The organism is Bradyrhizobium sp. WSM2793, assembly GCF_000379585.1.
In the GTDB taxonomy this organism is placed as follows: domain Bacteria; phylum Pseudomonadota; class Alphaproteobacteria; order Rhizobiales; family Xanthobacteraceae; genus Bradyrhizobium.
In genome coordinates this window covers 80,610-105,582 of record NZ_KB902777.1, presented here as the reverse complement: position 1 = coordinate 105,582, position 24,973 = coordinate 80,610, and the positions used below count along the sequence as shown (strand labels likewise).

The 24,973-nt window shown below is 64.0% G+C and carries 23 protein-coding genes and 1 tRNA gene; 16 read left to right on the top strand and 8 right to left on the bottom strand.

Features of this window, described 5'->3' with window-relative positions:
• Window positions 1–120: 120 nt before the first annotated feature.
• Window positions 121–1,476 (bottom strand): bifunctional UDP-N-acetylglucosamine diphosphorylase/glucosamine-1-phosphate N-acetyltransferase GlmU, encoded by a 1,356-nt coding sequence (glmU, locus tag A3AS_RS0112710; protein WP_018317961.1) that lies wholly within the window; start codon window positions 1,474–1,476, stop codon window positions 121–123.
• Between the two features lie 174 nt (window positions 1,477–1,650).
• Here glmU and A3AS_RS0112705 point away from each other — a divergent pair, with 174 nt between their 5' ends.
• The 5 genes from A3AS_RS0112705 (at window position 1,651) to A3AS_RS0112685 (ending at window position 4,853) form a co-directional block, all read left to right on the top strand.
• A complete protein-coding gene (locus A3AS_RS0112705) occupies window positions 1,651–3,048 on the top strand; it encodes a hypothetical protein (protein ID WP_018317960.1) in 1,398 nt (465 codons plus the stop codon).
• Between the two features lie 175 nt (window positions 3,049–3,223).
• The gene (locus A3AS_RS0112700; RefSeq protein WP_018317959.1) at window positions 3,224–3,481 is read left to right on the top strand and encodes a hypothetical protein; all 258 of its coding nucleotides are present in this window, start codon (window positions 3,224–3,226) and stop codon (window positions 3,479–3,481) included.
• A 230-nt stretch (window positions 3,482–3,711) separates the two neighbouring features.
• Window positions 3,712–4,152, top strand: coding sequence for an MgtC/SapB family protein (locus tag A3AS_RS0112695; protein ID WP_018317958.1), 441 nt, complete (start codon window positions 3,712–3,714; stop codon window positions 4,150–4,152).
• A gap of 74 nt (window positions 4,153–4,226) precedes the next feature.
• Window positions 4,227–4,382, top strand: a complete 156-nt coding sequence (locus A3AS_RS48270; protein WP_018317957.1) for a hypothetical protein — start codon at window positions 4,227–4,229, stop codon at window positions 4,380–4,382.
• A 90-nt stretch (window positions 4,383–4,472) separates the two neighbouring features.
• A complete protein-coding gene (locus A3AS_RS0112685; protein ID WP_018317956.1) occupies window positions 4,473–4,853 on the top strand; it encodes a hypothetical protein in 381 nt (126 codons plus the stop codon).
• Here the strand turns inward: A3AS_RS0112685 and A3AS_RS0112680 are convergent.
• Window positions 4,813–6,372 (bottom strand): beta-1,6-glucan synthase, encoded by a 1,560-nt coding sequence (locus A3AS_RS0112680; RefSeq protein WP_026201942.1) that lies wholly within the window; start codon window positions 6,370–6,372, stop codon window positions 4,813–4,815. The genes A3AS_RS0112685 and A3AS_RS0112680 overlap by 41 nt on opposite strands.
• Window positions 6,373–6,740: 368 nt before the next feature.
• Here A3AS_RS0112680 and A3AS_RS0112675 point away from each other — a divergent pair, with 368 nt between their 5' ends.
• The 4 genes from A3AS_RS0112675 (at window position 6,741) to A3AS_RS47175 (ending at window position 10,880) form a co-directional block, all read left to right on the top strand.
• On the top strand, window positions 6,741–7,331 hold the full coding sequence (locus tag A3AS_RS0112675; protein ID WP_018317955.1) for a hypothetical protein: 591 nt from the start codon (window positions 6,741–6,743) through the stop codon (window positions 7,329–7,331).
• A 234-nt stretch (window positions 7,332–7,565) separates the two neighbouring features.
• Entirely contained in the window at window positions 7,566–10,232 is a 2,667-nt protein-coding gene (locus tag A3AS_RS0112670) for a glycosyltransferase (protein WP_018317954.1), read from the top strand.
• A 348-nt stretch (window positions 10,233–10,580) separates the two neighbouring features.
• A tRNA-Lys gene (locus A3AS_RS0112665) sits at window positions 10,581–10,656 on the top strand.
• Between the two features lie 17 nt (window positions 10,657–10,673).
• Window positions 10,674–10,880, top strand: coding sequence for a hypothetical protein (locus A3AS_RS47175; protein ID WP_157644263.1), 207 nt, complete (start codon window positions 10,674–10,676; stop codon window positions 10,878–10,880).
• A 1,762-nt stretch (window positions 10,881–12,642) separates the two neighbouring features.
• On the opposite strand, the gene A3AS_RS47170 is transcribed toward A3AS_RS47175, so the two are convergent.
• Window positions 12,643–12,882: a hypothetical protein gene (locus tag A3AS_RS47170; RefSeq protein ID WP_157644262.1), complete on the bottom strand. Its 240-nt coding sequence runs from the start codon at window positions 12,880–12,882 to the stop codon at window positions 12,643–12,645.
• 379 nt (window positions 12,883–13,261) lie between these two features.
• Between A3AS_RS47170 and A3AS_RS0112650 the strand changes: the two genes are divergently transcribed.
• Complete coding sequence (locus A3AS_RS0112650; protein WP_018317951.1) at window positions 13,262–13,456, top strand: hypothetical protein; 195 nt, start codon at window positions 13,262–13,264, stop codon at window positions 13,454–13,456.
• Between the two features lie 1,304 nt (window positions 13,457–14,760).
• Window positions 14,761–14,931, top strand: a complete 171-nt coding sequence (locus A3AS_RS48265; protein ID WP_018317950.1) for a hypothetical protein — start codon at window positions 14,761–14,763, stop codon at window positions 14,929–14,931.
• A gap of 51 nt (window positions 14,932–14,982) precedes the next feature.
• Here the strand turns inward: A3AS_RS48265 and A3AS_RS0112635 are convergent, their stop codons facing one another.
• Window positions 14,983–15,195 carry a hypothetical protein gene (locus A3AS_RS0112635; protein ID WP_018317949.1) on the bottom strand — a complete coding sequence of 71 codons (213 nt, stop codon included), beginning with the start codon at window positions 15,193–15,195 and terminating at the stop codon, window positions 14,983–14,985.
• Window positions 15,196–15,406: 211 nt separating this feature from the next.
• Here A3AS_RS0112635 and A3AS_RS0112630 point away from each other — a divergent pair, with 211 nt between their 5' ends.
• Window positions 15,407–15,649 (top strand): hypothetical protein, encoded by a 243-nt coding sequence (locus tag A3AS_RS0112630; protein ID WP_026201940.1) that lies wholly within the window; start codon window positions 15,407–15,409, stop codon window positions 15,647–15,649.
• A gap of 60 nt (window positions 15,650–15,709) precedes the next feature.
• On the opposite strand, the gene A3AS_RS0112625 is transcribed toward A3AS_RS0112630, so the two are convergent.
• Both A3AS_RS0112625 and A3AS_RS0112620 read right to left on the bottom strand, forming a co-directional pair.
• Complete coding sequence (locus A3AS_RS0112625; RefSeq protein WP_018317947.1) at window positions 15,710–16,378, bottom strand: hypothetical protein; 669 nt, start codon at window positions 16,376–16,378, stop codon at window positions 15,710–15,712.
• A gap of 1,214 nt (window positions 16,379–17,592) precedes the next feature.
• Entirely contained in the window at window positions 17,593–20,922 is a 3,330-nt protein-coding gene (locus A3AS_RS0112620) for a DEAD/DEAH box helicase (RefSeq protein ID WP_157644261.1), read from the bottom strand.
• A 560-nt stretch (window positions 20,923–21,482) separates the two neighbouring features.
• On the opposite strand from A3AS_RS0112620, the gene A3AS_RS0112615 reads away from it, so the two are divergent.
• Window positions 21,483–21,722, top strand: coding sequence for a hypothetical protein (locus tag A3AS_RS0112615; protein WP_018317945.1), 240 nt, complete (start codon window positions 21,483–21,485; stop codon window positions 21,720–21,722).
• 448 nt (window positions 21,723–22,170) lie between these two features.
• Here the strand turns inward: A3AS_RS0112615 and A3AS_RS0112610 are convergent, their stop codons facing one another.
• A complete protein-coding gene (locus A3AS_RS0112610) occupies window positions 22,171–22,563 on the bottom strand; it encodes an NUDIX hydrolase (protein WP_018317944.1) in 393 nt (130 codons plus the stop codon).
• Between the two features lie 143 nt (window positions 22,564–22,706).
• The gene (locus A3AS_RS0112605) at window positions 22,707–23,786 is read right to left on the bottom strand and encodes an AI-2E family transporter (RefSeq protein WP_018317943.1); all 1,080 of its coding nucleotides are present in this window, start codon (window positions 23,784–23,786) and stop codon (window positions 22,707–22,709) included.
• Between the two features lie 150 nt (window positions 23,787–23,936).
• Here A3AS_RS0112605 and A3AS_RS47165 point away from each other — a divergent pair, with 150 nt between their 5' ends.
• The 3 genes from A3AS_RS47165 to A3AS_RS0112590 all read left to right on the top strand — a co-directional run bounded on the left by A3AS_RS47165 (window position 23,937) and on the right by A3AS_RS0112590 (window position 24,949).
• Window positions 23,937–24,149, top strand: a complete 213-nt coding sequence (locus A3AS_RS47165; protein WP_026201938.1) for a hypothetical protein — start codon at window positions 23,937–23,939, stop codon at window positions 24,147–24,149.
• A gap of 132 nt (window positions 24,150–24,281) precedes the next feature.
• On the top strand, window positions 24,282–24,509 hold the full coding sequence (locus A3AS_RS0112595) for a hypothetical protein (RefSeq protein ID WP_018317941.1): 228 nt from the start codon (window positions 24,282–24,284) through the stop codon (window positions 24,507–24,509).
• A 137-nt stretch (window positions 24,510–24,646) separates the two neighbouring features.
• A complete protein-coding gene (locus tag A3AS_RS0112590) occupies window positions 24,647–24,949 on the top strand; it encodes a hypothetical protein (protein ID WP_018317940.1) in 303 nt (100 codons plus the stop codon).
• The last annotated feature ends 24 nt before the right edge of the window (window positions 24,950–24,973 follow it).

Here is a 24,973-nt window from a genome sequence, read left to right as displayed (position 1 = left end):
GAGAAGCGCGTCTCGAAGCATGAAGGCCCGCATCTCGCCCGCGGCCGTCCTTCGAGACGCCCGCTTCCAGCGGGCCCTCAGGATCAGGGCGGAGTGCGCTGCGACACAACAGAATAGTGCCTATTTCTCCGGTTTCTTCCCACCCGTCTTCAGCTCGCGATAGCGCGCCGCGCCGCCTTCCCGGATGGTCTGCTGGTTGCGCTCCAGCGCCATGGCGTCGTCGGGCACGTCGCGGGTGATGACCGAGCCGGAGCCGATATAGGCGCCATTGCCGATTTTCACCGGGGCAACCAGCGAGGAATTGGTGCCGACGAAGGCGCCCTGCCCGATGATCGTCTTGTGCTTCTTGAAGCCGTCGTAGTTGCAGGTGATGGTGCCGGCGCCGATGTTGGAATTGGCGCCGACGGTGGCGTCACCGATATAGGAGAGATGATTGACCTTGACGCCGGCCTCCAGCGTCGCTGCCTTGGTCTCCACGAAATTGCCGATGCGCGCGCCGTCGCCGAGCGAGGTGCCGGGCCTCAAGCGCGCATAGGGGCCGATCGAAACGTTCTTGCCCAGCGTCGTCTGCACGATATGCGAGAAGGAATGGATCACGGTGCCGTCGGCGATCGACACGCCGGGGCCGATCACCACGAAGGGCTCGATCGTCACGTCCTTGCCGAACACGGTGTCGGCGGCGAGATAAACCGTCTCCGGCGCGATCAGCGTGACGCCGGCTTCCATCGCCGCTTTACGCAAGCGCGCCTGCATCACGCCTTCTGCTTCCGCAAGCTGTGCCTTGGTGTTGATGCCGCGCACCTCGTCCTCGCTGGTCTCGATCACCACAGACTCCCATCCCTGTTCGCGGACGATGCCGACGGCGTCGGTCAGATAATATTCGCCCTTGGAATTCGCATTGCCGATTTTGTCCAGGATCGCGAGCGCCCGGCGACCGTCGATCGCCATCACGCCGGCATTGCACAGATCGATCTCGCGCTCCTTTGTGCTGGCATCGGTCTGCTCGCGGATCGCGACCAGGCATTCGCCCTCGACGATGAAGCGGCCATAGCCGGTGGGATCGGCGGCACGAAAGCCGAGCGCGGCAATCGCAGCGCCCCTGGCGAGCGGCGCGCGCAGCCGCGCAAAGGTTTCGGCCGAGATCAGCGGCGTATCGCCGAAGGCGATGAGGAGATCATCGACGCCGCGCGCGATCGCCTCGCGCGCCGCCAGCACCGCATGCGCGGTGCCGAGCCGCTCGGCTTGCACGAAGGTGAGCGCGTCGGGCCTGATGCGCTTTGCCTCGTCCGCGACGGCCTGGTGGTCGGGACCAATCACGACCGCGAGCGAGGTGCCGGTTCCCTTGGGTGCGGCGGCGAGCACGTGGGCGAGCAAGGTCTGGTGGGCTACCGGATGCAGCACTTTCGGCAGGCTCGATCGCATGCGCGTGCCTTCGCCGGCGGCGAGCACGATCGTGAGGCTGGAACGGGCGGTCATCGAAATCCTGTCAGATAAGGCCGAATCAATTGGCGCGACGGGCGGGCAGCCACCCTCAAAAGCTCTTGCCTTGCTACCCCCGCAAACGCCCGGAATTCAAGTGCGACACGCTTTTCCTGTTAATGTTCCGTGATTGATTCGGGGAAGCCGGACAGGGCTGGGCACTTAACGTTCATGGCAAAGGATTCCGACCCACTGGCGGATGCCTTCGGCACCAAGGAGACCGGCGGGCTGTTCTCCGGACTTGTAGCCGAGGAAAGCGCGTTCGACCGCCGCATGATGTGGCGGCTGGGCTCTTGGGGTGTTGCGGCGGTAGGCGCCGTCATCATCGCGGTGATGGCCAATCAGGCCCAGCTCGGATGGCGGCGCGACCAGGTCGCGTCCGCCGATCTCGCGCGCCAGGCGGAGCGGCTCCAGGCGCTGGCCAAGGAGAGCCAGAACGAGGCCCGCCGGCTCGCGGCCGCCATCGAGACACTGAACACAGATCGCGATCGGCTCTATTCGCGCGTCACTGTGGTCGAGCAAGGGCTCGATTCCGTCACCGGCGCCATCGCCAAGCAGCCCACCACCCCGCCGCAGGCCGGCAAGCCGCAGGATGCCGCGCCCACGGCCCCCAGCGTCGCGCCCGTCGCCTCGACCCCCGCCTCCGCCGGCGACAAGCCGCGGACCGAGGCCGCCAAGGACACGCCCAAAGACACGCCCAAGGATACCCCGAAGGAAACGGTCAAGGATACGCTCAAGGAAGTTTCAAAGGAGCCGTCGAGCCTGCCACCGCAGACTGCCGCCGCCGCCTCGCTCGTGCAGCAGCCGCTGGCAACGACTTCGGCGCCGCCGACCATACCGCTGGTGCCGTCCAAGTCGATCATGGCGCCGCCCGATCCGGCGGCGTCGAAATTGATTCAGCCCGAGTCAAACGAGAAGGCCGCTGAAAAGAAAATCGAGCCGGCGCCCGCCCCGACCGAGGTCGTCGCGACAGCCGCGAAGGCACCTGAGGCCGCCGAGAACGAATCCCCCGCCATCGCGGTCCAGCAGACGCGTTTTGCGATCGACCTCGGCGGCGCAAATTCGATCGACGGTCTGCGCGCGCTCTGGCGCGGCCTGAGCAAATCCAATCCGGAGATCGCAGCGCTGCGACCGATCATCATGATCAAGGAAGGCAACACCGGCCTCGGCATGCAGCTCCGCCTGGGTGCTGGCCCGCTGGTCAACGCCGCCGCCGCCGCAAAATTCTGCGCGAGCCTCGCCGAGAACGATCGTCACTGCGAGACCACCGTTTTCGACGGCCAGCGCCTGTCGATGCGCGGCGGTTCGGAGAAGGGGCAAGAGAAGTCCCAGGACAGAGTTCAAGAGAAGAACTCCGAGAAGAGCCAGGACGCGGTCCCGCAAGCCGAAACCGCGCCCGCGCCGAGCGCAAAGCCCGAGAAGCCGCAACGCCGCCGCAGCTACTCCTCCAAGCGCTCGTCGAAGCGCGAGGAGCCCGCGCCCCCGCCTGCGGCACAGCCGGCTCCGGCGAAGCCGGAGACTGCGTCTGCGTCCGCGGGATCGACACTGTCGTCGTTCTTCAGGCGATAAACATTGCACCTGAACGCGCGGTGAACGCCGGCGTGCTTTTCCGCGCGCCGATGAACCTAAATTTCGGTCCGAGAAGAGAAACCACCTGCCGATTGCCAAGTTGTCCCGGTCGTGAACCGGAGCGGCCGACATGTGAAATCGTTCGCGCCCGTCTCCATGACCAAGGGAGAAACACGTGAAGACATTGATCATCGCAACGGCCGCGCTTCTGGCGGCAGCTCCGGCGCTCGCGCAAACGACGAAATCGCCGGGCGCGTCGAGCAACGCGCCGGGTCAGCAAATGCACAACACCAAGAAGCCTTCGACGGGACCCGGCGCGTCCGAATACGCCCCTGGTCACCAGACCAATACCACCGCAGGACCGGGCCACTCGGAAAGCGCGCCGGGACAGAAGATGCAGAACACCACGGGCTCGAACACCAGCAAGAAGTGACGGTGCCCGGTCGCGTTCAGCTCTGACGGATGGCGCCGACCGGACTGGTCGGCGCCATCGCCTTGTCGAACGGCGGCTCTCCGCCTGATCGTCGATGATCGCTCGGAGTTGCGCGAGCATGCGACCATCGGACGCTCGGATCTCAGCGGCTATTTCTCACCAAGCGGGCGTTTAGTCCCGATCTACCGGGCGCACGCCAAGCGTCCGTCTCCCGAAACGCGCGAGCATCGATGAACGAGCTGGATGATGTGCTGAGGCTTCTCGTCGCGGCGGGAACAGGGCTGCTGATCGGCATCGACCGCGACATGAACGACAAGCCGGTCGGAATGCGCACCCTGGCGCTGGTCGCTCTCGGCTCCGCGCTGGTCTCGATCTCCGTGATCGAGTTCCAGAATCTGCGCGACCACCCGGACGCGATCTCCCGGGTCATTCAGGGCGTCGTTGCCGGTGTGCTGACCGGCGTCGGCTTCATCGGCGCCGGCGTCATCCTGCACGACGCCAAGGCGAAGACCGTGCACGGCCTCACGACCGCGGCGACTGTCTGGATTGCGGCGGGCCTTGGAATTGCCTGCGCGCTCGGAGCCTGGCTGCTGGTCGCCGCAGCGATCGCCGTCACGTTGCTCGTGCTGTTCGTTCTCGGCTGGGTCGAGCGCCGGCTCGGATTGAAATAGCGCACATACCAAATGATACGGAAGAGGTCCGCGTAAGACGGCAGTATCCGCGACGGATTTGATTCGGAGCGGAGATGACGGACGGGAAGTTTCTGGAGGAGCAACTCGCGTTGATCCGCGAGCTGGCCGAGCAGGCGGACCCCTACATCAGGAAACGCCTGCTCGCATTGGCTGAGAAATACGAGCGACGGCTCGCGGACCAGAAACGGGCGACGCAAGGCCGGCTTTGACGGCCCTCGCGCACGCATTGGGCGAGCCGGATCAACAGAAACATCGCCTGCCCTGTTGCCTGCCCGCGCCATCACGACCATATTGCCGCCATGACAAAAAAGCCCTTCCGCCTCTCGCCCTACCAGGTGCAGTTCCTGATCGTCGTCGGCTTCGCGTCCGTCGGCTATGCGCTCTATCTGCGCTACCTCGCGATCGAGCTGTCGCAGGTCGCTCTCGCCTGCGACGCCGGGCTGCAGACGATGATCTGCAAGGCGCGGTCGGTCTCGACGGTGCTGTTCAAGAATTCGGTGTTCGGCATCGTCGCGCTGGTGGTTGCGACGCTGAACCTGATGCGGCCGTCGATCGTGCTGCTCACCGTCGGCATCATCGCCGCCGGCCTCGGCATCGTGCTCTACAATGTCGTGCTGTCGGGCCTGGCGATCGGCCTGTTCATTCTTGGATTTGCTCGGCCCGCGCCCGCCACAGCGTAAGCGCGAACAACAGATAGATCGTGCAGGTCCACAGCGACTGCCAATTGTCGCGGCCCTCGTTGAAGAGCACGAACACGGCCGACAGCGCCAGCACACCCGCGAACACCGATTCCGCGATCGGACGCTGGCCGATCTGCGGCCGGTTCAGCATCAAAAGCGCGAACGGCACCACCGCCATCGTCAGCGCGGCGTAGGGGAAATCCTTGTAGCGCGGGTCGAACACGAAGCCGAGCGCGGTCGCCGCCGCGATCACCGCGGTCACCGCCAGCGTCAGGCCGAGCACGGCGGTGAGCTTCGACCATTTCCGCCCCTCGCGCGGACCGAGCAGGTCGAGGAAGGTCGGAAGGCTGCGGCCGATCACCATCGCCTGAGCACAGAAGATCGGCGACAGGATGCCGGCCGCGAGCAGCGCGCCCCAGAGAAGCCAGCCGCCGATGCCGTAGCTCTCATAATAAAGCTTGTCGGCGCCGATCCCGAGCAGGCTGCCCGCCGTCGTCGCCGAGATGGCGACGCCGAGCCAGGCCGAGAAACGCGGCGTCCACGGCCGCCGGCGCAGCGTGATGAGCGCGACCGCGAACACCAGCACGGACAGGCCCATGCCCGCGCCCATGTACCATTTCCAGTACGGGAAATTGCTGATCGGCTCGCCCGGCGGATATTTCAGGCTGCGGCGCACCGAATCGTACAGGCCCCAATAGCCGCCGACGGTGCCCTCGAGCTTGCGCTTCCACGGCTGGTCGTAGGACTCGATCAGGTTGACGCGAAACTTCTGCGCCTTCGCCAAGCTGAGGATTTCCGAGACCACCCGCGCCTGGTTGGTGCGTGAGGGCAGCGCGCCGTCGCGCATGCGCCCTTCGCTCGGCCAGCCGGTCTCGCCGATCAGGATTTCCTTGCCCGGAAACGCCACCGCCATGCGCTCGCGGATCGCCTCGACATGGGCGGCGGCGAATTTCGCCTTCACCGGCATATCCTCCCAATAAGGCAGGATGTGAATGGTGACGAAGTCGACGGCGTCATAGACCTCGCGGTTCTTCAGCCAGAATTCCCAGACGTCGGCATAGGTGACGGGCACGCTGACCTGCGTCTTCACCAGGCGGATGATCGAGACGAGGTCCGCCGTCGTCATCTCACCGCGCAGCAGCACCTCGTTGCCGACGATGACCGCGGTGATGATGGCTGGGAATTCCTTGGTGAGGCGAATGGCGAGGGCGGCCTGCTCAAAATTCTTGCTGCGGTTGCTGGAGAGCCAGATGCCTTGCAGCACTTTCAGCCCGCCGACCTTGGCGGCGATCGCCGGCACCTGGTCGAGCCCGTTCTCCATCGAATAGGTGCGGACGCAGTCGGTGATTTCCTTGAGCTGGCGCAGATCCTGCTCGATCTGCTCGGCGTCGATATGGGTCCACGCGTTCAGCGGCGTCTGCTCGCCGCGGAACGGCGCGTAGGAGACGCATTGGACCTTCTCGGCGGGATCGATCGGGGCGCGTGCAAGCGTGATCGGCGCCGCCAACCACCACCACACGGCAGCAATCGCACCCAGTGAAACGAGCAGAAGCGCCAGTGGCGTACGAAGAGAAATCGGTTCCGTCCTCCGCGAAGGGTCCGTCGATTACCTGCTTGCACGCCGTCTGCCAAGGGGGTGCCCAAAGCGGGTGTCCAAGCGGGGGTCCAAATGCCGATCCACACTCAAGGATCCGCGCCTGCCCCAAAGGAATTGGGCTGCGGCCCTTCGACCGGGGCCTAGCATCGTGACTTTGCTGGACAAAATTCCAAATACAGGTCATGGACTCGGAAAGACTTTTCCGCCGCATTGGAGACCCATTTGGACGCCATCACCGGCGCGTCCGCGGGATCCTGACGCGGACGGCCAGCGGATACATTGGGGAATTCATGCGGCAACGGGTGTTCGAGTCACGAAATGCGGTCCTGCGGCAGTTCGCCGCCACCTTGGCCGTCTCCTGCCTTCTCGTTCTCGCCGGTCTCGGTGGCGCTTCCGCCCAGAGCGGCACGCCCGCACCGGACCAGGGCAAGGCTGCCGCCCAGCCCGCCGACGCCGCCAAGGATGCGGCCCAGAACCAGCGCCGCACCGACGAATTCGCCGAAGCGGCCCAGGTCATCAACGGCCCGGCCGGCAATCCCGAATGCGTCTGGCTCGGCCGCCGCGTGGTGCGCCTGATGTGGCGGGATGACCTCGATACCGCGTTCCGCCATCTCGACCTCTACGACCGTTTCGGCTGCCCCGGCGGTCACATCCAGGCCGCCTTCCGCTGCCTGACCCGGTTCGGCGGCCAGATCGATCCCAAGGTCGCCGAGACCCTGGACAGCCGCGTGCACGCCTGCTGGATCAACCCGGCGGCCCAGCCGCAGCAGGCGGCGGCCGCAGCGGCACAGCCGGCCGCTCCCGCTGCCAACAATGCGCAGCCGCAGCCGACCGCCAGCCCATCGCCCGCGGCAAGCCCGACGCCGGCGCCCCAGAAATAGCCCAAGGTCTTAAATAGCCTTGGCCGTTTCAGCTGTCGTTCAGGAACGATCGGCCATAGACGCGGTTGGCACTGCCGCGCGTCGTTCGAAAAAGGCCATGCCCTCATAAGGACATGAGGCCATGACAGTTGTGAAACCGTGCGGCGGAGATATGCTCCCTTTGCCGCGGACTTGGTCGGATCTCGGGGTCGGATCCGCTTCCCTGCCCCCTCAGCCCCTTCAGGTTTAGCCGCGATGCGCGTTGTCGCCGCCGTTCTGTTGCTCGTCTCCGCGCTTCACGCTGGGCTGTGGGGAGTCTTGCGCGACAAGGAACCCGCGCCCGATTTCAAGGGCCTGTTGCCGAGCGTCTCCTACGCGCCGTTCGAAGGCTCGGCTCACCCCGATATCGACAACATCCCGACGGTCGAGAAAATCCGCGCAGACCTGAAGACGCTGTCGACCATGACGCGCGCGATCCGCCTCTACTCGTCCACCGGCGGCGTGGAACTGGTGCCGCCGATCGCAGCCGAGTTCGGCCTCAAGGTCACCGTCGGCGCCTGGATCGACAAGGACAAGGATCGCAACGAGCGCGAGATCAAGGCCGCCATCGAGCTCGCCCGCAAGAACAGCAACGTCGTCGGCGTCGTCGTCGGCAACGAGGTGATCTACCGCGGCGAGCAGAAGGTCGAAGACCTCATCGACATGATCAAGAAGGTGAAGGGCTCGGTCCGCGTGCCCGTCACCACCGGCGAGATCTGGAACATCTGGCGCGACAATCCCGACCTCGGCTCCAGCGTCGATTTCATCGCCGCCCACGTGCTGCCCTACTGGGAAAACTTCCGCTCGGACCAGGCGGTCGACCAGGCCGTCGACCGCTACAATCTCTTGCGCAACCTGTTCCCCGGCAAGCGCATCGTGATCGCCGAGTTCGGCTGGCCGAGCCAGGGCTACAATCTGCGCAACGCCGATCCGGGCCCGTTCCAGCAGGCTCTGATCCTGCGCAACTTCGTCAGCCGCGCCGAAGCCATCGGCATGGAATACAACATCGTCGAGGCCATCGATCAGCCCTGGAAATTCTTCGAAGGCGGCGTCGGTCCGTATTGGGGCATCCTCAACGCCAGCCGTGAGCCGAAATTCGCCTGGACCGGTCCGGTCGAGAACCCCGACTATTGGAAGCTGATGGGCATCGCGCTCCTGGTCGGCATCCTGCTGTCGCTGCCGATCCTGCGGATTGAAAAGCCGACCGCGAAGCAGGCCTTCCTGCTGTCGGCGACGGCCAACGGCGTCGGCGCCTGGGCCGCGACCGTGTTCGCGTTCTGGAACAGCCATTACTTCATCTTCGGCTCCGCCTTCGCGCTGACGCTCGGCATGATCCTGCTCGTTCCGCTCGTCCTCATTGCGATGGCGCGCATCGACGAGATCGCAGCGGTCGCCTTCGGCCGGTCGCCGCAGCGACTGCTCAGTAAGGGCAAGCCGGTCGAGAATGTTCCCGAGAATTACTGCCCAAAGGTCTCGATCCACATTCCCGCTTATTTCGAGCCGGTCGAGATGCTCAAGCAGACACTGGATGCGCTGTCGCGGCTGAACTATCCGAACTACGAATGCGTGGTCATCATCAACAACACGCCGGATCCCGCGTTCTGGCAGCCGATCCAGGACCATTGCCGCGCGCTTGGTGAACGCTTCAAGTTCATCAACGCCGAGAAGGTGCAGGGCTTCAAGGCCGGCGCTCTTCGGATTGCGATGGACCGCACCGCCGCCGATGCCGAGATCATCGGCATCCTCGACGCCGACTATGCCGTCGATCCCGACTGGCTGAAGGACCTCGTGCCTGCGTTCGCCGATGCGCGTGTCGGCCTCGTGCAGGCGCCGCAGGAGCATCGCGACGGCGATCTGTCGATCATGCACTACATCATGAACGGCGAATATGCCGGCTTCTTCGACATCGGCATGGTCCAGCGCAACGAGGCCAACGCCATCATCGTGCACGGCACGATGTGCCTGATCCGCCGCGCGGCGATGGACATGGCCGGCGGCTGGTCGTCCGATACGATCTGCGAGGATTCGGATCTCGGCCTTGCGATCCAGGAGCTCGGCTGGACCACCCACTACACCAACCACCGCTACGGCCAGGGCCTCCTGCCCGACACCTACGAGGCCTTCAAGAAGCAGCGTCACCGCTGGGCCTATGGTGGCCTCCAGATCGTGAAGAAGCACTGGCGCTACTTCCTGCCCGGCAAGAGCCGGCTGACGCCCGACCAGAAGCGCGAATATGGCCTGGGCTGGCTGAACTGGCTGGGCGCCGAAAGCCTCGGCGTGGTCGTGGCGCTGCTCAACCTCATCTGGGTGCCGATCGTCGCCTTCGCCGACATCGCCATTCCCGACAAGATCCTGACGCTGCCGATCATCGGCGCCTTCATCGTCTCGCTGGCGCACTTCCTGTCGATGTACCGCGCCCGCGTCGCCATCAAGCCCGGCCAGATGCTCGGCGCCATGATCGCCGCGATGAGCGTGCAGTGGACGGTGTCGCGCGCGGTGGCGCAGGGCCTCATCACCGAGCACATCGCCTTCGCCCGCACCTCCAAGGGCGGCCTGTCCAGGATGTCGATCGAGTTCCAGGCGTTCTGGGAGGCCGTGATCGGCACCCTGCTCGTGATCGGCGCCGGCGTGCTGATCGCCTCCAACAGCTACCGCCAGATCACCGAGATCTACATCTTCGCCGGTGTGCTGGTGCTGCAGAGCCTGCCGTTCCTGGCCGCCGTCGCCATCGCCATCCTCGAGCTCAGCCGCATCAACTCGTTCCAGTTCTGGCGCGACAGCGCGATCCGCACCGCCGAGCTGATCGGCCTGCGCCCGGTCGCGCTGCCGGCCCCCGGCACGCCGCAGCCCGTGCCGAACGAGGTGCGGCGGGAGACGAACTGACAAACCCTCATGGTGAGGAGCCCGCCAAAGCGGGCGTCTCGAACCATGCAGGCCGAGCCGGTCCGGCGACCCCTGACAGTTCGGCGTGGATGACGGCCCGCCAATCGGGTTGAGCTTTCCGCCCTAAGCAGCGGAAACCGCGAGCAAATCCTCGCCCCTGCCGCGACTTTCAGCAACCACCCACGCTATTGACCTCAGCGCCCCATCCCCCTACACAGCGCGGGCCGAAAGCATGATCCGGAAACAGCCGGTTTTTCCCCGCGACGCCAGCTTAAGCGCAGCGGCAAGACATGCTTCTCGAATGTCCGACCACGATGGCGATCTCTGACGTGCCATCAGCGGCCATGGGAGCGCGTAGCTCAGCCGGTAGAGCACGTGACTTTTAATCACGGGGTCCTGGGTTCGAGCCCCAGCGCGCTCACCAACAGCCGGATCAATAGCTTGGCCAACAAGACCAGCCGAACCGAAAAACTCTGCGTGGGTCCCGTGTTGGCGAATCGATTGCGCGTGAATATGAAGAACATTCCTGCGGAGTTTGAGGACATACTCGCGACGGAACTGGTTGCGCGTTATCTCGATCGCGTGGGCGCAATCATCACGAAGGCCAGGGTGAAGTTTTCCAAGGGCGACCAGCCATCGTCACAGTGATCTTTGCACACCTACGGGGCGCTAGCTCGGGCGCATTCCGAAGCCCAAGTAATTGATAACTCGACTCCGGCTTGCGGCGCGCTTCGATAGCGGCATGCCCGGCTCTGCTCGACGCACACGCCCACGCACGCGGACGGCCGACCGGTGAAGATCATGTTCGGCAAGATGCGCGAGATGGCTTGCAGGGCGTTGTGTTCTACAGCCATTGCGGCCATCACGTAGCGTTGAGCGCCGATCGCTGGCCTGATGTTGTCCGCCTGTCTGATATCGAGCCGCGCTTTGTCTACGCTGCCTGTGGCAACCGCTGAGCCGATGAGGCCTGGCAAGGCCGATGGCCCGCCTATCGCGGATGACGCGCAATCCCCGGCAAAGGATCGCTTCGCGTTGTCCAGGCTCCGCGATCATCCCACCACTGATCTGGTTAAGATTGTTCATTCTCTTGCAGGGGAAAATTTGCCTGTGTGCGCCTTGATGTGGCTCGCCGTCAGGAGGCCATGGAGGCGTATAGCGATGGGACAAACGACCCGAATTCTGAAGCGGGCAAATGTCCTGCCCGATCTCCTGAAAATGCTTCAGGAACTCGAGGAGCTCAGAGAAAGGGTTCGGCTCGCCGAGGCCGCGCGCGTGTTGCACTAGGCCTGCGCGAAAAGTCCCCATCCCCTTTCGGGGGGCGCTTTGGCGCGTCAGTCCCGCAAGCCCGAGGACGCGGTCTCCGAGCGAAATGTCGTTCCATCTCGACATGCGCTGACGTCTAGCGACAGCGGGTTCTAAAAATCGCACTTTTCTGTCGCTGGTCCGTATTTGCTGCTGTAGAAGCGCACCCGACCGAGGACTTTTGACCTGCCAATTGAGCTTGAGCAGGGCCCGAGAAGCTCCTCCCGCTGCGACCTCGTCGCGCGCGAACTTCGGAAGGTAGCGCGGCGTAAGGCTAAAAACGCAATCGACGTATCCGGAATGAGGAATGTACAATTCGGTGACGGCCGGTCGCGATTTCGACGTCGACATGGTTCGCACTCGAGTTCATGCGCAATAGAGCTCTGGTAGCTCGTCGCCGCAAACGAGTGCCAGATTCCGATAAACCCCAGTAGTCGCCCCGAGATGAACTCCCCGCAGCATGCGCCTATTGTGCCCTACCCCTCCAGGCATTTTGGCGATGGTTTGCGTAGCGAAAGACAGCCCGCCCGTTCTGATCTGCTCCAAGTGCGGACGGCCGATGACGTTTTTGGCCACGCTTCCCGCCATCCTCAATCTGCCTGCAGTCCATGCTTTCCAGTGCCGCCCTTGTCTGCGCGTCGACACCATTCCGCTGGCATAGCACTCGGCGCGTAAGTCGGTTTGAGCTCTTGCAAAACCCATCACTCGTTGCGATCAGCGCCGCTGCGATCCGCGATCGATTATCGGAGCGATCCTCAAAAGCCCGCGAAGTGACCGACCAACTTGCCTGCGATGGGTTTCGCAAGTGCTCAACGCGCTAATCTGAATCTCAGAAGCTCAAGCCGTGCAACGCGAAGATCGGTCCCGCCCCTAGAAGGCTGGAACGGCACCATCTCTGCCAAGTTATCCCGCTACCGGAGGTAACTGGAGGAGGTAGACATGCCGGTATTCATACTCTGGGCCGTCCCCACGGTGCTCGTCATCGGCGGCGTCGGCTACTATTTTCTTCGCGTAGTTCACTAGTTGAGTATTTCGGCCACGCTCGAATGCTGATGACGGTTGCCAAAATCTAGCCGGCATTGGCATTGCCGGTAGCCCGGCGTCGACGTCATTGCCCGACGCTGGGCGGCCGCGCCAGGCGCCTCTTTGGCCGATCGGATTTTGCCGACGATGATTTGGGTTTAGCAGTCCGGTGGATTGGTGCGGCCGGTTTGCGGTCGGCGCTACGCATCTTCTGCATTTGCTCGGCCGCGATCACGCGGGAGCGCAAATTTTCTAACTCGGAGAGCCCGGAAGCGAGCTCGTCGAAACGCTGTTTCAGCACAGCGGTGTGATCACCAATGCCCATTGTACGCCCCTTGGGCCACTTAAAGACCGACCGAGACAACCGGGAAAACTATGCGATCGGAAATGCGGTGGCGAGGGGACAGTTCCCATTGAAAGTGCCGCGCATCGTCGCAGCGCGTCCGCTGCAAAATGGCTCAAGGCCCCCATATCGCGAACGCGGAGAAGATCAACTTCCCGGGATACGATCGATCGGTCGGGCTATCGCCAGTGACGGCCCCGGCGGTGGGGGGCTTCTGGGGTGGGAGGCCGGGGCCGCTGGAGGTGCTTGGACCTTTGGGGAAGGCCAAGCCACCGTAGACTAGGAAAAAGCGGCAATCACTTCTGTTCGCTTTCGTACATTGCCTGTACGTTCCATTTGCGGGGAACGGAGCAATGGCCCAATGAAGGATTATCTGGCCCAGATCGAGAAGCTCCGGAAAGATGCGGCCGAATGCGCCCTGATCCGCGATTTGGCAACCGATCCAGGCAAGCGCGAAGTGTTCGACCGGCTTGCAAGCCACCTCACGGTCCTGGCTGACCAAGTTGAAATGGCTATGCTTGAGCGGAAGACTGCGACTGCCCCGACTCGGCCCTAAAAAGGCGCGCCGCGAATCCCGCGGGCCACTTTTTGCGGACATCGTCCAACTGATTTGCTCGACTTGTCTTCAGCTTTCGGGGTCTGCAGCACGTAGGTGCGTTGTGAGCCTCGGCCGGGCCCAAGTTCGGCAGCGTCCGGGGCAACGGACCGTCAATGCAATCGCCTTCGGAGCTTCCTGATCAGCTCCCGCAGATCGTGCTTCGATGTTAGCCAAGGCCTCGTCCGTGCGCCGCGTGTCGCGCGCGGGCTTTGGTCTCGGCGGGGCCGGTGGTTCGTCGTTCGGAGTCATGGCCGGGATGATTGCGAAGGGCTGACGGGGGCCCGTTGTTGACGTGGATCACGGAACGCTGTTCCCCGCGCTGTCAGCGTATCGGGATCAGCGGTGATCTGTGTGCGCCGCCCCGCCACAAGCACGCGAGCGCGAAGACTTTCCAATTCGAATAATTGAGACGTGAGCTGTTCTAGGCGTTCACGCAGCAGCACAGCGGCGTCAACCGCTTGACCATGATGTTCTCGCATATCGTGCAAGCCCCCAACCAAGCTTCGAAGAAACTTGGATTGGCCCGTCGCTGGACCAATCGGGACAATGATGCAATCGGACTAAAATCTCCCGGCGCTGTTCCGGCACCAACATATGTTGCTTCAGCCAAAAGTTAATGAAGGCGAGGACGTGCGGCCGAAGTTTCGTTGGCGTAGCGGCAAGACACGCTTCTCGAATGTCCAACCACGATGGCGATCTCGTCAAAGCCAAAGTGGTCTCAGTCCCCCATTCGCGACCTTGCCCATGTAGCACGTAGAATGGGTTGAGCACTTTCGAATCCCATCGTTCGTTGCAAGCAGCGCCACCGCGACCGGTCTCCCGAACGGCACTCTTATCGCAAAGAAACCGCCCAATTTCCGATAGAGCCCAGTAGTCGCCCCGAGATGAACTCCACGCAACATCTGCCTATTGTGCCCTTCCCCTCCAGGCATTTTGACGATGATCTGCGTAGCGAAAGGCAGCCCGCCCGTTCTGATCTGCTCCAAGTGCAGACGGCCGATGACGTTTTCGGCCACGCTGCCTGCAATCTTCACGCTTCCCGCAGTACAGGCCTGCCAGTGCCGTCCCTGTCTGCGGGTGGACACACCATCCCACTGACTTGAGGCCGAAGTTGCTGATCGCGCTCCACGCCTGCCGGCGACAGTGCCTCCTACCGCTCCCTGCTAGTGCCTGGCATCTGCAGCCGCTCCGGGAGCCACTCTCAAAAACCCGCTGACAACCCGCCGGAAACGTGTAGGATTCACCAAAACCGGAGGAACGGCATGTTTGAAATCAACGGTTTCGACACGGCGGGCGTCGTCAGTCTCAAGCGGCTGTCACTCGCCGCCGCCCTCAAGAAAGCCAAAGAGCTTACAGAGGACGGGTGCTGGGACGTTCAGGTCGTTGATCCCGCCGGCCGGGTCTACACCTCGTTCGAAGAGCAGGCCGCCTAGCCGCTTCGCCATCCGAGCCATTCGATCCATCATCAGCGCCCGTTTCCGCGGCTATCCGCCTCGGCCGACGTTTGACGAGGCGTTGTTCAGCCAGCGCAGCGTTGCATCGTCGCTCCAGCCAGGGACCGCAAAGCGCGCCGCCGGAATTGCGTTCGCGCGGGGCCGGTCCACCGCAGGATGGCGTGCGCGAGGGTGATGCACCGGCGCGGCATTCGCGGAGGCGCACAGCGCCAGCAACACACCCATGGCAAGAAGAGCGCGCATCGCATCAACTCCAATCGAGCTATCGCCCGCTGTCATCTGATGCGCCGATCGGCTCACCACAACCGATTGCGGCTTCACAAGCAGGAGAGAAGCGCGGGCACCTGCGCTGGTGCAGGCAGCTCGCAACTGCCGCGCACCATGCCATTGCCAGTCAACTCGTTTGGGAGCAGGCTCTCTCGAGGCGCTCAAGACGCCGCACAGGGAGCGAACCATGAAGGAACACGGCCTGGATGGCCGCCACCGTGACAAGGATGGCGCGATCAGCAAGAAGCACGGCAACACGCTGGTCGGCACGTTGCGCAAGATTTACGGAAGGGGTTTTGCGGCCGGCTATCCCGATACGACTGAGCTCAGCGAGGTCCTGCTGCAGCTGAACGAAACGTCGCTGAGCCAGTTGCGTCGCGATCACGACACCGGGCATCTGCAGCACAAGATCGACCACGTCGCGAAGTGACGGACTGTCAGACCTGACGGTCAATCCGGGCGACCTCGGTCAATCCCGAAGTTGCAGTCATCAGCTTTCCGGAGCCGCCGTCGCAGCCGGCACAGTCAGCGGCGCGCCTCCGACCGAAACGGGACCGAGGGGCTTTGCTTCGCGGACCATCCGCTTGCGCATCGCTGCGGACAGTCCGTAGCGCGCATGCGCTCTTCGAATGGACGAGGTGACGTCCGACGTCATCGCATTTTGCAGCGTATCGATCTTCGCGATCAGCGTGGACAGCTGCGACGATATCTTCTTCACGTCGACCCGTTCGTCCGTGATGCTCTGTCGCAGCGACAGCAGCACCATTGAATCCTGCTGCAGCAAAACCGAGTTCTGGTCCGTTGCCTGATTGGTCTGTTGCAGCAACGCGGTGTGTTGCTGCTGGGCCGACTGAATGTCCTTCAAGGCCGCGACGACCGGATCAGGCTTCGGCACGGATGCTTCCAGGCGCGGAAGCAGTTCAGCCAGGCTGCCGACATTCAGCGACCGAAAATCGGACGGCGAGGTGTAGATGGCCGCCGCGCCGTTGATGGCCAAGGCACACACCGACAGGGCCAGGACCGATTTCCGGCTGGACTGCTTGATCGGAACCGGGGCTTCCTGGACCGCGGGTTCCTGCTCCGCCGCGGCGGCTGCAAGTGCTACTGCGTCGAGTTCTTGGGCGAAGCTTTGCATTTCGAAGGTCGTGGTCATTTGCATTGACCCCAGTGAGCGAGCAACAGGAAACCGCCCCTGGACCGCCCTCGCGACGACCCCTTGTACGCAGCACCCTTACACAACTGCCTAAAATTGTGAGCATTTTGGATTAATTCCACGTTAGCGGCCGACTACGCCGCCCCCGGCCGATTACGGGGAACGTGCGAAGACCAGAGGCGCTACGCTGACAGCTGCCGTAGGGTGGGCAAAGGCTTTCTTGCGCCGTGCCCACCATGCTTCAGCTGCAATGAACGAAGACGTGGGCACGGCGCTCTGCGCCTTTGCCCACCCTACGGCAGCCGTTCCTAGGTCAGCATCTGACCAAAGGCCTTTCCGAATTTGGCAGAATGCCTCTGTTTTGCCCGACGGAGCGAACGAGCCTTGCCGCCGGATTCAAAACACCTTGTGCCAGCAGCACTTAGCTACTGTGCATGGGGTTGTTTTCGCATTTTTATGCGCTCTTCCCCTCATCCAGCACTCCGAACAGCTCCTCCATCCGCTCGCAGATTACAAACCTGGTCCTTTCGGGCTCGTACCGCGTTTGCGCGACACAGTCGTTCGCCGCTCGACCTGGGCCTTGGCATCCAGCACCTTGTCTCCAGCTCGTGCGGCTCGCTGGTCTGAAAGGCTCGAGCCTCTGCCTGCCAGAGCATCCGAGCCAACTCCGGTGTTTCCCTGAGCCTGTGTTGCCGGCCGTAATCTGTTTTGAGAGGACGCCGAACCAGTGGCCTTTTGATCCTCATTACTCGTGCCGCTCCCAATCGCGCCGATCGGCAGGCCATTTTGAGCGTGACCAACCCCGGCATTTCTCGCAGCCTGAGTTGCCGCCCGCGACCTCGCGGGCGTGGCGGGCTGAACGTTCGGATTGGTCGGTTGGCTGTTGGTGCCCAGATCTCCGCCGGCGGCGGTGTCCTTCGTCCCCATCCCCGCGGGTGCGGAAGGACCTGCATTGCCCGCACCCGTCCCCATTCCGGAAGGCGCCGAGCCGCCAGCGCTACCCGGTCCCGTTCCCATGCCCGCTCCTGCCGACCCGGCATTTGCGCCACCTGCTTGCACCAGGGCCAACAGACACGAGCTTGCGACAATCGCGACAATGATCGGAGGAATGGCATGTGACATCGGACAATCTCCTTCGCCACGCCCCGATTAACTATAATGGTGGAACAGGGACTCCGCTACGAATTCGCAGTTGTTCGCGCTGACGAACGCGCGAGCCCTCACCCCTCGTCCAGCAGCTCGAACAGCTCCTCCACCCGCTCGAACGGCGCGTCCTGCATCTTGGCGTGATGGACCACGCGGTCGCCGTCGCGTTGCAGCGATCTTCCCTTCGACTTCCGCAGGCGTCCGGGCAGGAACGTTGCGGCCGCAGCTTCAGGGCCGACGTCGAGGCGGATGATGCCTCTGCGCTTGCATTCCAGCCTGAGCCTGGCTGCGGCGAAGAAGTCGCGCGCGACCTTCGGCAGCGGGCCGAAGCGGCGGGCGGTTTCCTCCTCGAGGTCTTCGAGGTCGTCCTCATCCGTGCATCTTGCGGCGCGCGCATAGAGCTCGAGCCGCACCGGCTCGGACTGCACATAGGTCTCGGGCAGCATGTCCGCGACCGGCAGGTTCAGGTCGGGCACCCACACCGCCTGCCCCTCGTCGAGCTTCTCCGAAGCCATCTTGAGGAGGTGGCTGTAGAGCACCGGCCCGAACACCTGGACGTGGCCGGATTGCTGCTCCGAGAACAGGTCGCCGGCGCCTCGCAGATCGAGGTCGCGCTCGCTGATGGCAAAGCCCGCGCCGGGCCGGCTGAACTCTTCGAGCACAGCCAGCCGCTTCTCGGATTGTCCGGACTGCGTCTCGGTCAACAGATGGGCAAAGGCCCGGATGCCGCCGCGGCCGACGCGCCCGCGCAGCTGATGCAGCTGAGCGAGGCCGAACTTTTCCGGCCAGCACACCACGATGGTGTTGGCGCGGGGAATGTCGAGGCCGCTCTCGACGATGTTGGTCGCGAGCAGCACGTCGGCCCTGCCCTCAACGAAACTCATCATGCGGTCGTCGATCTCGTCGGCCGCAAGTCTCCCGTGCAGGCAGACGATGCGAAGGTCCGGCGCCACCGCCTGCACCCGCGCCAGCATGGGATCGAGATCCTGGATGCGCGGACAGATCAGGAAACTCTGGCCGTGGCGGCGCTGCTCGCGCAGCAGCGCGGAGGCGATCGCCGCATCCGACAGCGGCGCGATCCTGGTCGCGACCGGCAGCCGGTGCACCGGGGGCGAAGCGATCACGCTGAGATCGCGGAAGCCAGCCAAGCCCGCGGCGAGCGTGCGCGGGATCGGCGTCGCGCTCATCATCAGCACATGGACGTTCTTGGCGAGGCCGGAGAGCTTGGCCTTCTCGGCCGCGCCAAAATGCTGCTCCTCGTCGATGATGACCAGGCCGAGATCGTCGAACCTGACATCCTTGCCACCGAGCGCCTGCGTGCCGATCACGACCTTGATCCGGCCGCTGCGCAGTCCCTCCTTGGTCTCGCGCAGCTCCGCGCCCGAGGTCGCCCGCGACAAGTTTCCGACCTCGATGCCGAACGGCGCAAATCGCTTCTGAAACGTTGCGACATGCTGCCGTGCCAGCACTGTCGTCGGCACTGCGATCGCCACCTGCTTGCCGGACAGCACGACGGCGGCCGCCGCACGCAGCGCCACCTCGGTCTTGCCAAATCCGACGTCGCCGCAGATCACCCGGTCCATCGGGTGGCCGGAGGCAAGATCGTCCAGCACGTCGGCGATCGCCTTGGCCTGGTCGGTCGTCGTGAAGTAAGGAAAACGCGCGACGAACTTCTCATAGGCCGATCCTGGCGGAACCAGCTTTTCGCCGCGCCGCTTGCGGCGCTGGCTGATGTGCTTGGCGAGCGCCTTGCCGGCGACCTGGATTTCGCGCTCGGCCTCACCGCGGCGCGCCCACCACGTGCTGCCGTCCGCCTTGTCGAGCGAGAGCTTGCCGAGCTCGGCCGCGTAAGGCCACATCAGGGCCAGATCGGGCGGCGGCACCAGCACCGCATTGTCGCCGGCGAATTTCAGGCGGATCATCTCCCGCATTGCGCCGCCGCCGGTGTTCACGGTCTGCAGGCCGTCGAGCACGCCGAGGCCGCGCTGGAGATGGACGACCACCGTGCCCTGCTCGGGCACGTCGGCATGGTCGAAGGCCGCGCTCCAGGCGCGCGCCATCGGCTGCGGATGATGCGCCCGGCTGCCGAGCACGTCGGACGCCGTCACGACGACGAGAGGCTTCTTCCCCGGAATCACGAAGCCTGCATCGAGATCGGCCAGCAGCGCCGCCTCGCCGCTCCGCCCGCGCGCCGCGTCGTCCCAATCTTCGCAGCGCTGCGCCTTGAGGCCGCTCATCCGCTCCATCACGCGCAGATCGTCCTCATGCGCTGCGGCGAGGATCAGTCGCGATCCGGCCCGGCGCGTCTCCTCGACGAAGGCACGCAGCGCCTTCCTGGAGGAAGTCAGTTTCGAAAACTCCGGGACCGTCTGGAAGGACGACGCGCGCGGCAACACCTTCATGCCCCGGGAGAGCTGCTTCCAGTCCCGCCGTCCGAGATATTCGCGCTCACGCTCCGCACGCGGCGCGGCCTCCTCGATCGTGTCGAACCAGCCGTCGGCATGCACCGGCACGCCCGCATCGGCGATCCATTTGGCGCGTCCGCAATAGTCGAACAGGCTCGCGCGCTTGCCGCGTTTGCCGGCAAGGCCAAGCCGCTCCGACATGGGATCGACGACAAGCTCCCTGGTCTCGAAGATGATCCTGTGCTCGTTCGGATCGAACGCCACGATCCGCCTGATCGCGCGATCCGAATGCTCGATCCGGAACGGCCCCAGCGCGCCGGCCGGAAATATCTCGAAGGTCTGGCCGTGGAACAGCGCCCCACCCGGATAATCCGGCTCGTCGTCGAGATCGTATCCGAGCGCTTCGAGGTGCGTCTCGAGATCCTGTTCGGAGAACGTGCCGCCCACCTTCAGGCTCACGCTCAGGCGCGACAGGCTCGCCGGCGGCGGCAGTCGCTCCATCACGGCTTCGGCGGTCGAGACGAGAAAGAGTGGCTTCTTGGATTTCGCGAGGCGCCTCAGGACGGAGGCTCTGCGCCCTGCGAGCTCGTGCGACGGCTCGAGCTGATCGAACGGCAAGGTGTTCAATCGCGGAAATACCAAGACCTCACAGGAGGGGTCGAGCGCGTGAATGACACTGCCGAGCCGCTCCGCCCTGTTCTCGTTCTCGGCGAGAAAGACGATGCCGCTGCGTCCGGACTGCGTCCATTGGGCAAGCAGATGGAGCGCCAGCACGCCGAGCGGCGACGAGGACGAGATCGCAGCGCGCTGCGCCGCTTTGCTCTTCCTTGGCGACGTCTTGGTTGGCAGCGCCTTGCGTGGCGACGTCTTGCTCGGTGACGTCTTGTGCGGTGACGCCTTCTTCGGCGGCGTCTTGGCCACCCGCGCCTTTTTGGTAAGCCTCACTTGAATCCGTTTCTGGTCGTAAGCCGTCGTCAACTGAACGCCAGCCGCCCTCATTCCGATTCGGCGACTTCTCGCCTTGCATATGGGATTTGCCCGGTGAACGCACGCCTGGTGGCAACGTTCGGCGCGGCGCCGCGATCCCGACAATTTGGCTGTTGATCGAGCTCGGGCCGGAACTAGCGCGGCGCGAGATCTGCGTCTGTCGATGCGACGCTTGGCGCGATTGTAAACATTCTGCGCCCGGAGAGAAACGAAAAACCCCAGCGCTTGGAGCCACGCTGGGGCGTTTCGAGCAAAATGAACTGGTCAAGCAATGACGTCTTCATAGCAGCGATTTCACCGCGCGCTTGTGAACTGGTTCACACACGCCAAACAAACGACCTCGGTGAGACCGAGGTCGCCAACCTTTGTGGGGAAGGTTTACTCCCGGCCTGGGGGTTTTGGGGCTTGGGGATGGGCCGGGAGCCAGGATTCGACGTTTGCCGTGCCAAGTCGTTCCAAAGTCGCCCGCGGAGGTTCGCCCGCGCGGCATCACGCCGGAACGGAGTACCGCATTCCCCGGTTTGAGCGCGCACCCGTCGCGCGCTAGGATGCCTCATTTTACGGAGGCTCATTTGAAACCAGTCATTTTCATCGCCGCCATTGCACTGCTTGCGACGGCTCCCGCACGCTCACAGCCGCTGGTCGATCCCAACAAGGTTGCTCCCGAATTCCGCGAGGCGGCCGAGAAGCGCCGGGCCGAGCAGTTGCGCCAGCGCGAATGCGCGCTGAAGGCGGATCTCGAGAAAGTGCTCCCGAGGGATCGCACCGCCTTTCTCAACCAATGCCTGGACACGATGGCGGCCAAGCAATAGCGACTGCCCGGCTGTTCCAGCCGGCCTCTTCCACCGCCGGCCACGGCCGGCCGATGGCGCCTGCCCGCGCGTCTGCGAGCATTCCGCCACCAAGGCATTCAAGCTTTCTTCAGACATTTGGGATCAGCTGACGATCCATTTCCCAAAGTCATTGTTGTGCGCGCATGAGTTCAGTCCAGATTCAGTGCACGCGGTGCAAGAACGTGTTTCGCGATCGCGCCGGGCGGTTGCAGGACGGCTATTCCAGGCAATGTCCGAGCTGCGAAGTGGTGCTGTTCTTCGCCGAGGATTCCCAACATCCCTTCGTCAAGCGCGCGATGCGCGCAAGGTCCGCAAGGAGATGCGCGAGGCCGAGGCCGCGAAGCTTGCTGCGCCCGAACCGCAGGGGGCGCAGTCGAGGAGGTTCGCCGGACGAACGCGATCGGCGGGACGCGAGGACTAGCCTAGCTCACCGCCGCCTCTGCTTCCTCGGAAACAGGCGGTCGCGGATATAGCGCGAGGTCGGCGTCAGACGGATGCCGCGCGGCTTCTGCCAGGCGGCACGGTCGATCTCCTTCTTGTCGCCGATCGCCAGCCTGCCTTTGGCGGTCTTGGCAATGAAGATCGCGTCGCTCATCTTGCGACCGGAACGCTTGTTCCTCGCCGTCACTTCCTTCCAGAGGCTGATCCTGCCAAGCTTCAGCTTGGGCAGCTCTTCCCTGATCTCACGCCGCAGGCAATCCTTGTCAGACTCGCGCGCGCGCTTGCGACCGCCCGGGAACATCCACAGGCCGTCCGACCGGCGTCTGACCAACAAGACCTTGCCGCGCCGGGCGGCAACCAGTTTGGAAGACTTCGCCATTGCTGCCGTCATTGAAACCAGAATCGTCCCGATCGTAACTTGTCTAGTCGAACAGACAAGTTCCCGGCACGTTTTGATCACAGGCCGCGATCCCTCGGGTCCTGGCGCGACACGGCGGAAGGATCGCGCCGTTCGAGGCGAGATCAGCCCTCGGACGCCCCCGCCCGATCCTCCGTCCTGATCCAGGCCATCATCATCTCCCAGGCCACCGACAGGATGATCGGCCCGATAAACAGGCCGACGATGCCATGAGCCAGCGTGCCGCCAATGACGCCGACGAAGATCACGATGGTCGGCGTGGTCAGGCCGCGTCCCATCACGAGCGGCTTCAACATGGTGTCGAGGAAGCCGACGACGACGAGAAACACGGTGAGCAGCAGCGCCGTGGTGACGTCCTTGGCGGTCCAGATCCAGATGATGACAGGCAGCAGCACGAGGAAGGCGCCGATCTGCACGATCGAGAGCAGCAGCACGATGAAGGCGAGAAGGCCGGCGCTCGGCACCGCCGCGAGCTTGAAACCGATGCCGGCGAGCAGCGCCTGCACGATCGCGACGCCGATCACGCCCTGCGCCACGGCGCGGATGGTCGCACCCGCGAGCGACAGGAAATGCTCGGTCTGCTCGGGCACGATGCGAAACAGGAAACCGCGGCTGGCCGCGACCAGCCGCGGCCCATGTGGAAACAAGAAGCCCGCCACGAACACCGACACCAGGAACTGGAGCGTGCCGACGCCGGCATCGCCGGCGAGCGAAAGCAGCGGTCCCGCCAGCGGCTGCAGATACGGTGCCACCTCGCGTACCACCGCGCGGACGTTGGTGTAGGCCTGGTCCCAGAGTTCGTAGAGCAAGGGGCCGACCAGCGGCCACGATTTGAGCTGTTCGGGCGCGGCCTGAAGCGCCAGATCGCCGGTGCCGAGCTGATGCGCCAGCTCACGCACGCCGTCTACCGCGCTAATGCCGAGCCAGGTCGCCGGGCCGATGACGATGCCGAGCGTGATCAGGGTCAGGATCACTGCTGCCGTCTTGGGCCGGCCGCCGAGGATTTTTGCGACCCAGCTGAAGGCCGGATAGAACGCGACCGCGAGCACGCCGCTCCAGGCCAGGATCGGCACGAACGGGCGGATGATCAGGAAGGTCCAGATGATCAGCAGGGCGAGCAGGCCGAGCCGGATCACGAGCTGGATGACATCCTCTCCCGTCAGGAGCTGACGGAGACTTTTCACGGGCACTGCTTTCCTTGCGGCATGAACGCAACTTCCGGCGCTTGCGAGGTCTAGCCGTTATTGCCAGCAACGCATCCGGCGTCAAGGCGACTGGAACTGCCGGGGCCCACGATTAGGAACACATCGGGGCCATCCCGCATTCGAAAGACGATGACAGACCCTCCCGGAGAATCCGATGCACGCGCGGGAATGCACCGCGGTATCCGCTATTCCCTGAGGCCGAACGCCGCGCCGGGCTATTGGCAATATGCCTATGCGATCGGCGGCAGGGTCCGCTCCGGACGGGTGCAAGGCAGGCTGCGGCAGCTCGCAATCAGGCGGGTGCAGATGCGCATCGACCGGGACATGCGAAACGGCAGCTGATCCGGCTGCGCAGCCCGCGACGGCGGCCGGGCTTGGCTAACGCCCGTTAACCGGATTTCCCTGCCCCGGTTTACGCCGTTGCAAACGCCCGTGACTACCTTGGGTCGAGGTCAACAAAAAGCATTCCATCAAATGGCCAACAGCATCTGGACGATCGAAGAATTCTCCTGTGCAGGTTGCGGCATGAATTACACCGCGACCAGGGAAGAGCACAGCGAAGCCCACACCGGCAGCTTCAAATGCAGCATCTGTAGCGGCGTGGTGCATGCCTGGTCCGGCAAGCATCATTTCTTCGGCTGGCAAGCCGTGAAGACACGGCCGCCCGTGTTCGGCAAGCGCTGGGCCGACGTCGAGTGGTAGGCTGTCCAATCTCTGATTGCGCCGTGCCAGTCATCCTGGACGGACCGGAGGATCGGCCGAATTGCACCGGTACCGTTTGGACTCCGTTCACCGATCGCCGCTAGATCAGGACGGATCCTTCGCGCCGAACAGCAGACATGGCCGACCTCAACGCCGTCCTTACCAGGCTCAACGACCGCCTGCTCCGTCTCGAGGGCGAGCTGTTCGTGCTGCGCTCATTGGCGCGCGCGACGCTGACGGCGGGCGACGACCATGCAGCGCGCATGCGCAAGCTTGTCGAAGCCGCAAAGATCGCGCTCGACGACGAGGCCAAGCGCCCTCTCGACAAGCCGACACGCAAATATGTCGATGCAGCCACCGCGCTGGTGGAGGAATTGCTGGTCGAGCCGACCCCGGCTCGGCCGCTATTCACGGTGATCGACGGCGGCCGGCGCGACTGAGCGCCCGCCTCAGTACGGCGATCG

Excerpts from the sequence above, each read along its gene's own strand:
- glmU (WP_018317961.1), bottom strand. The coding sequence starts at position 1,476 with ATGACCGCCCGTTCCAGCCTCACGATCGTGCTCGCCGCCGGCGAAGGC.
- A3AS_RS0112705 (WP_018317960.1), top strand. The coding sequence starts at position 1,651 with ATGGCAAAGGATTCCGACCCACTGGCGGATGCCTTCGGCACCAAGGAG.
- A3AS_RS0112695 (WP_018317958.1), top strand. The coding sequence starts at position 3,712 with ATGAACGAGCTGGATGATGTGCTGAGGCTTCTCGTCGCGGCGGGAACA.
- A3AS_RS48270 (WP_018317957.1), top strand. The coding sequence starts at position 4,227 with ATGACGGACGGGAAGTTTCTGGAGGAGCAACTCGCGTTGATCCGCGAG.
- A3AS_RS0112685 (WP_018317956.1), top strand. The coding sequence starts at position 4,473 with ATGACAAAAAAGCCCTTCCGCCTCTCGCCCTACCAGGTGCAGTTCCTG.
- A3AS_RS0112675 (WP_018317955.1), top strand. The coding sequence starts at position 6,741 with ATGCGGCAACGGGTGTTCGAGTCACGAAATGCGGTCCTGCGGCAGTTC.
- A3AS_RS0112670 (WP_018317954.1), top strand. The coding sequence starts at position 7,566 with ATGCGCGTTGTCGCCGCCGTTCTGTTGCTCGTCTCCGCGCTTCACGCT.
- A3AS_RS47170 (WP_157644262.1), bottom strand. The coding sequence starts at position 12,882 with ATGGGCATTGGTGATCACACCGCTGTGCTGAAACAGCGTTTCGACGAG.
- A3AS_RS0112650 (WP_018317951.1), top strand. The coding sequence starts at position 13,262 with ATGAAGGATTATCTGGCCCAGATCGAGAAGCTCCGGAAAGATGCGGCC.
- A3AS_RS48265 (WP_018317950.1), top strand. The coding sequence starts at position 14,761 with ATGTTTGAAATCAACGGTTTCGACACGGCGGGCGTCGTCAGTCTCAAG.
- A3AS_RS0112635 (WP_018317949.1), bottom strand. The coding sequence starts at position 15,195 with ATGCGCGCTCTTCTTGCCATGGGTGTGTTGCTGGCGCTGTGCGCCTCC.
- A3AS_RS0112630 (WP_026201940.1), top strand. The coding sequence starts at position 15,407 with ATGAAGGAACACGGCCTGGATGGCCGCCACCGTGACAAGGATGGCGCG.
- A3AS_RS0112625 (WP_018317947.1), bottom strand. The coding sequence starts at position 16,378 with ATGCAAATGACCACGACCTTCGAAATGCAAAGCTTCGCCCAAGAACTC.
- A3AS_RS0112620 (WP_157644261.1), bottom strand. The coding sequence starts at position 20,922 with ATGAGGGCGGCTGGCGTTCAGTTGACGACGGCTTACGACCAGAAACGG.
- A3AS_RS0112610 (WP_018317944.1), bottom strand. The coding sequence starts at position 22,563 with ATGGCGAAGTCTTCCAAACTGGTTGCCGCCCGGCGCGGCAAGGTCTTG.
- A3AS_RS47165 (WP_026201938.1), top strand. The coding sequence starts at position 23,937 with ATGACAGACCCTCCCGGAGAATCCGATGCACGCGCGGGAATGCACCGC.
- A3AS_RS0112595 (WP_018317941.1), top strand. The coding sequence starts at position 24,282 with ATGGCCAACAGCATCTGGACGATCGAAGAATTCTCCTGTGCAGGTTGC.
- A3AS_RS0112590 (WP_018317940.1), top strand. The coding sequence starts at position 24,647 with ATGGCCGACCTCAACGCCGTCCTTACCAGGCTCAACGACCGCCTGCTC.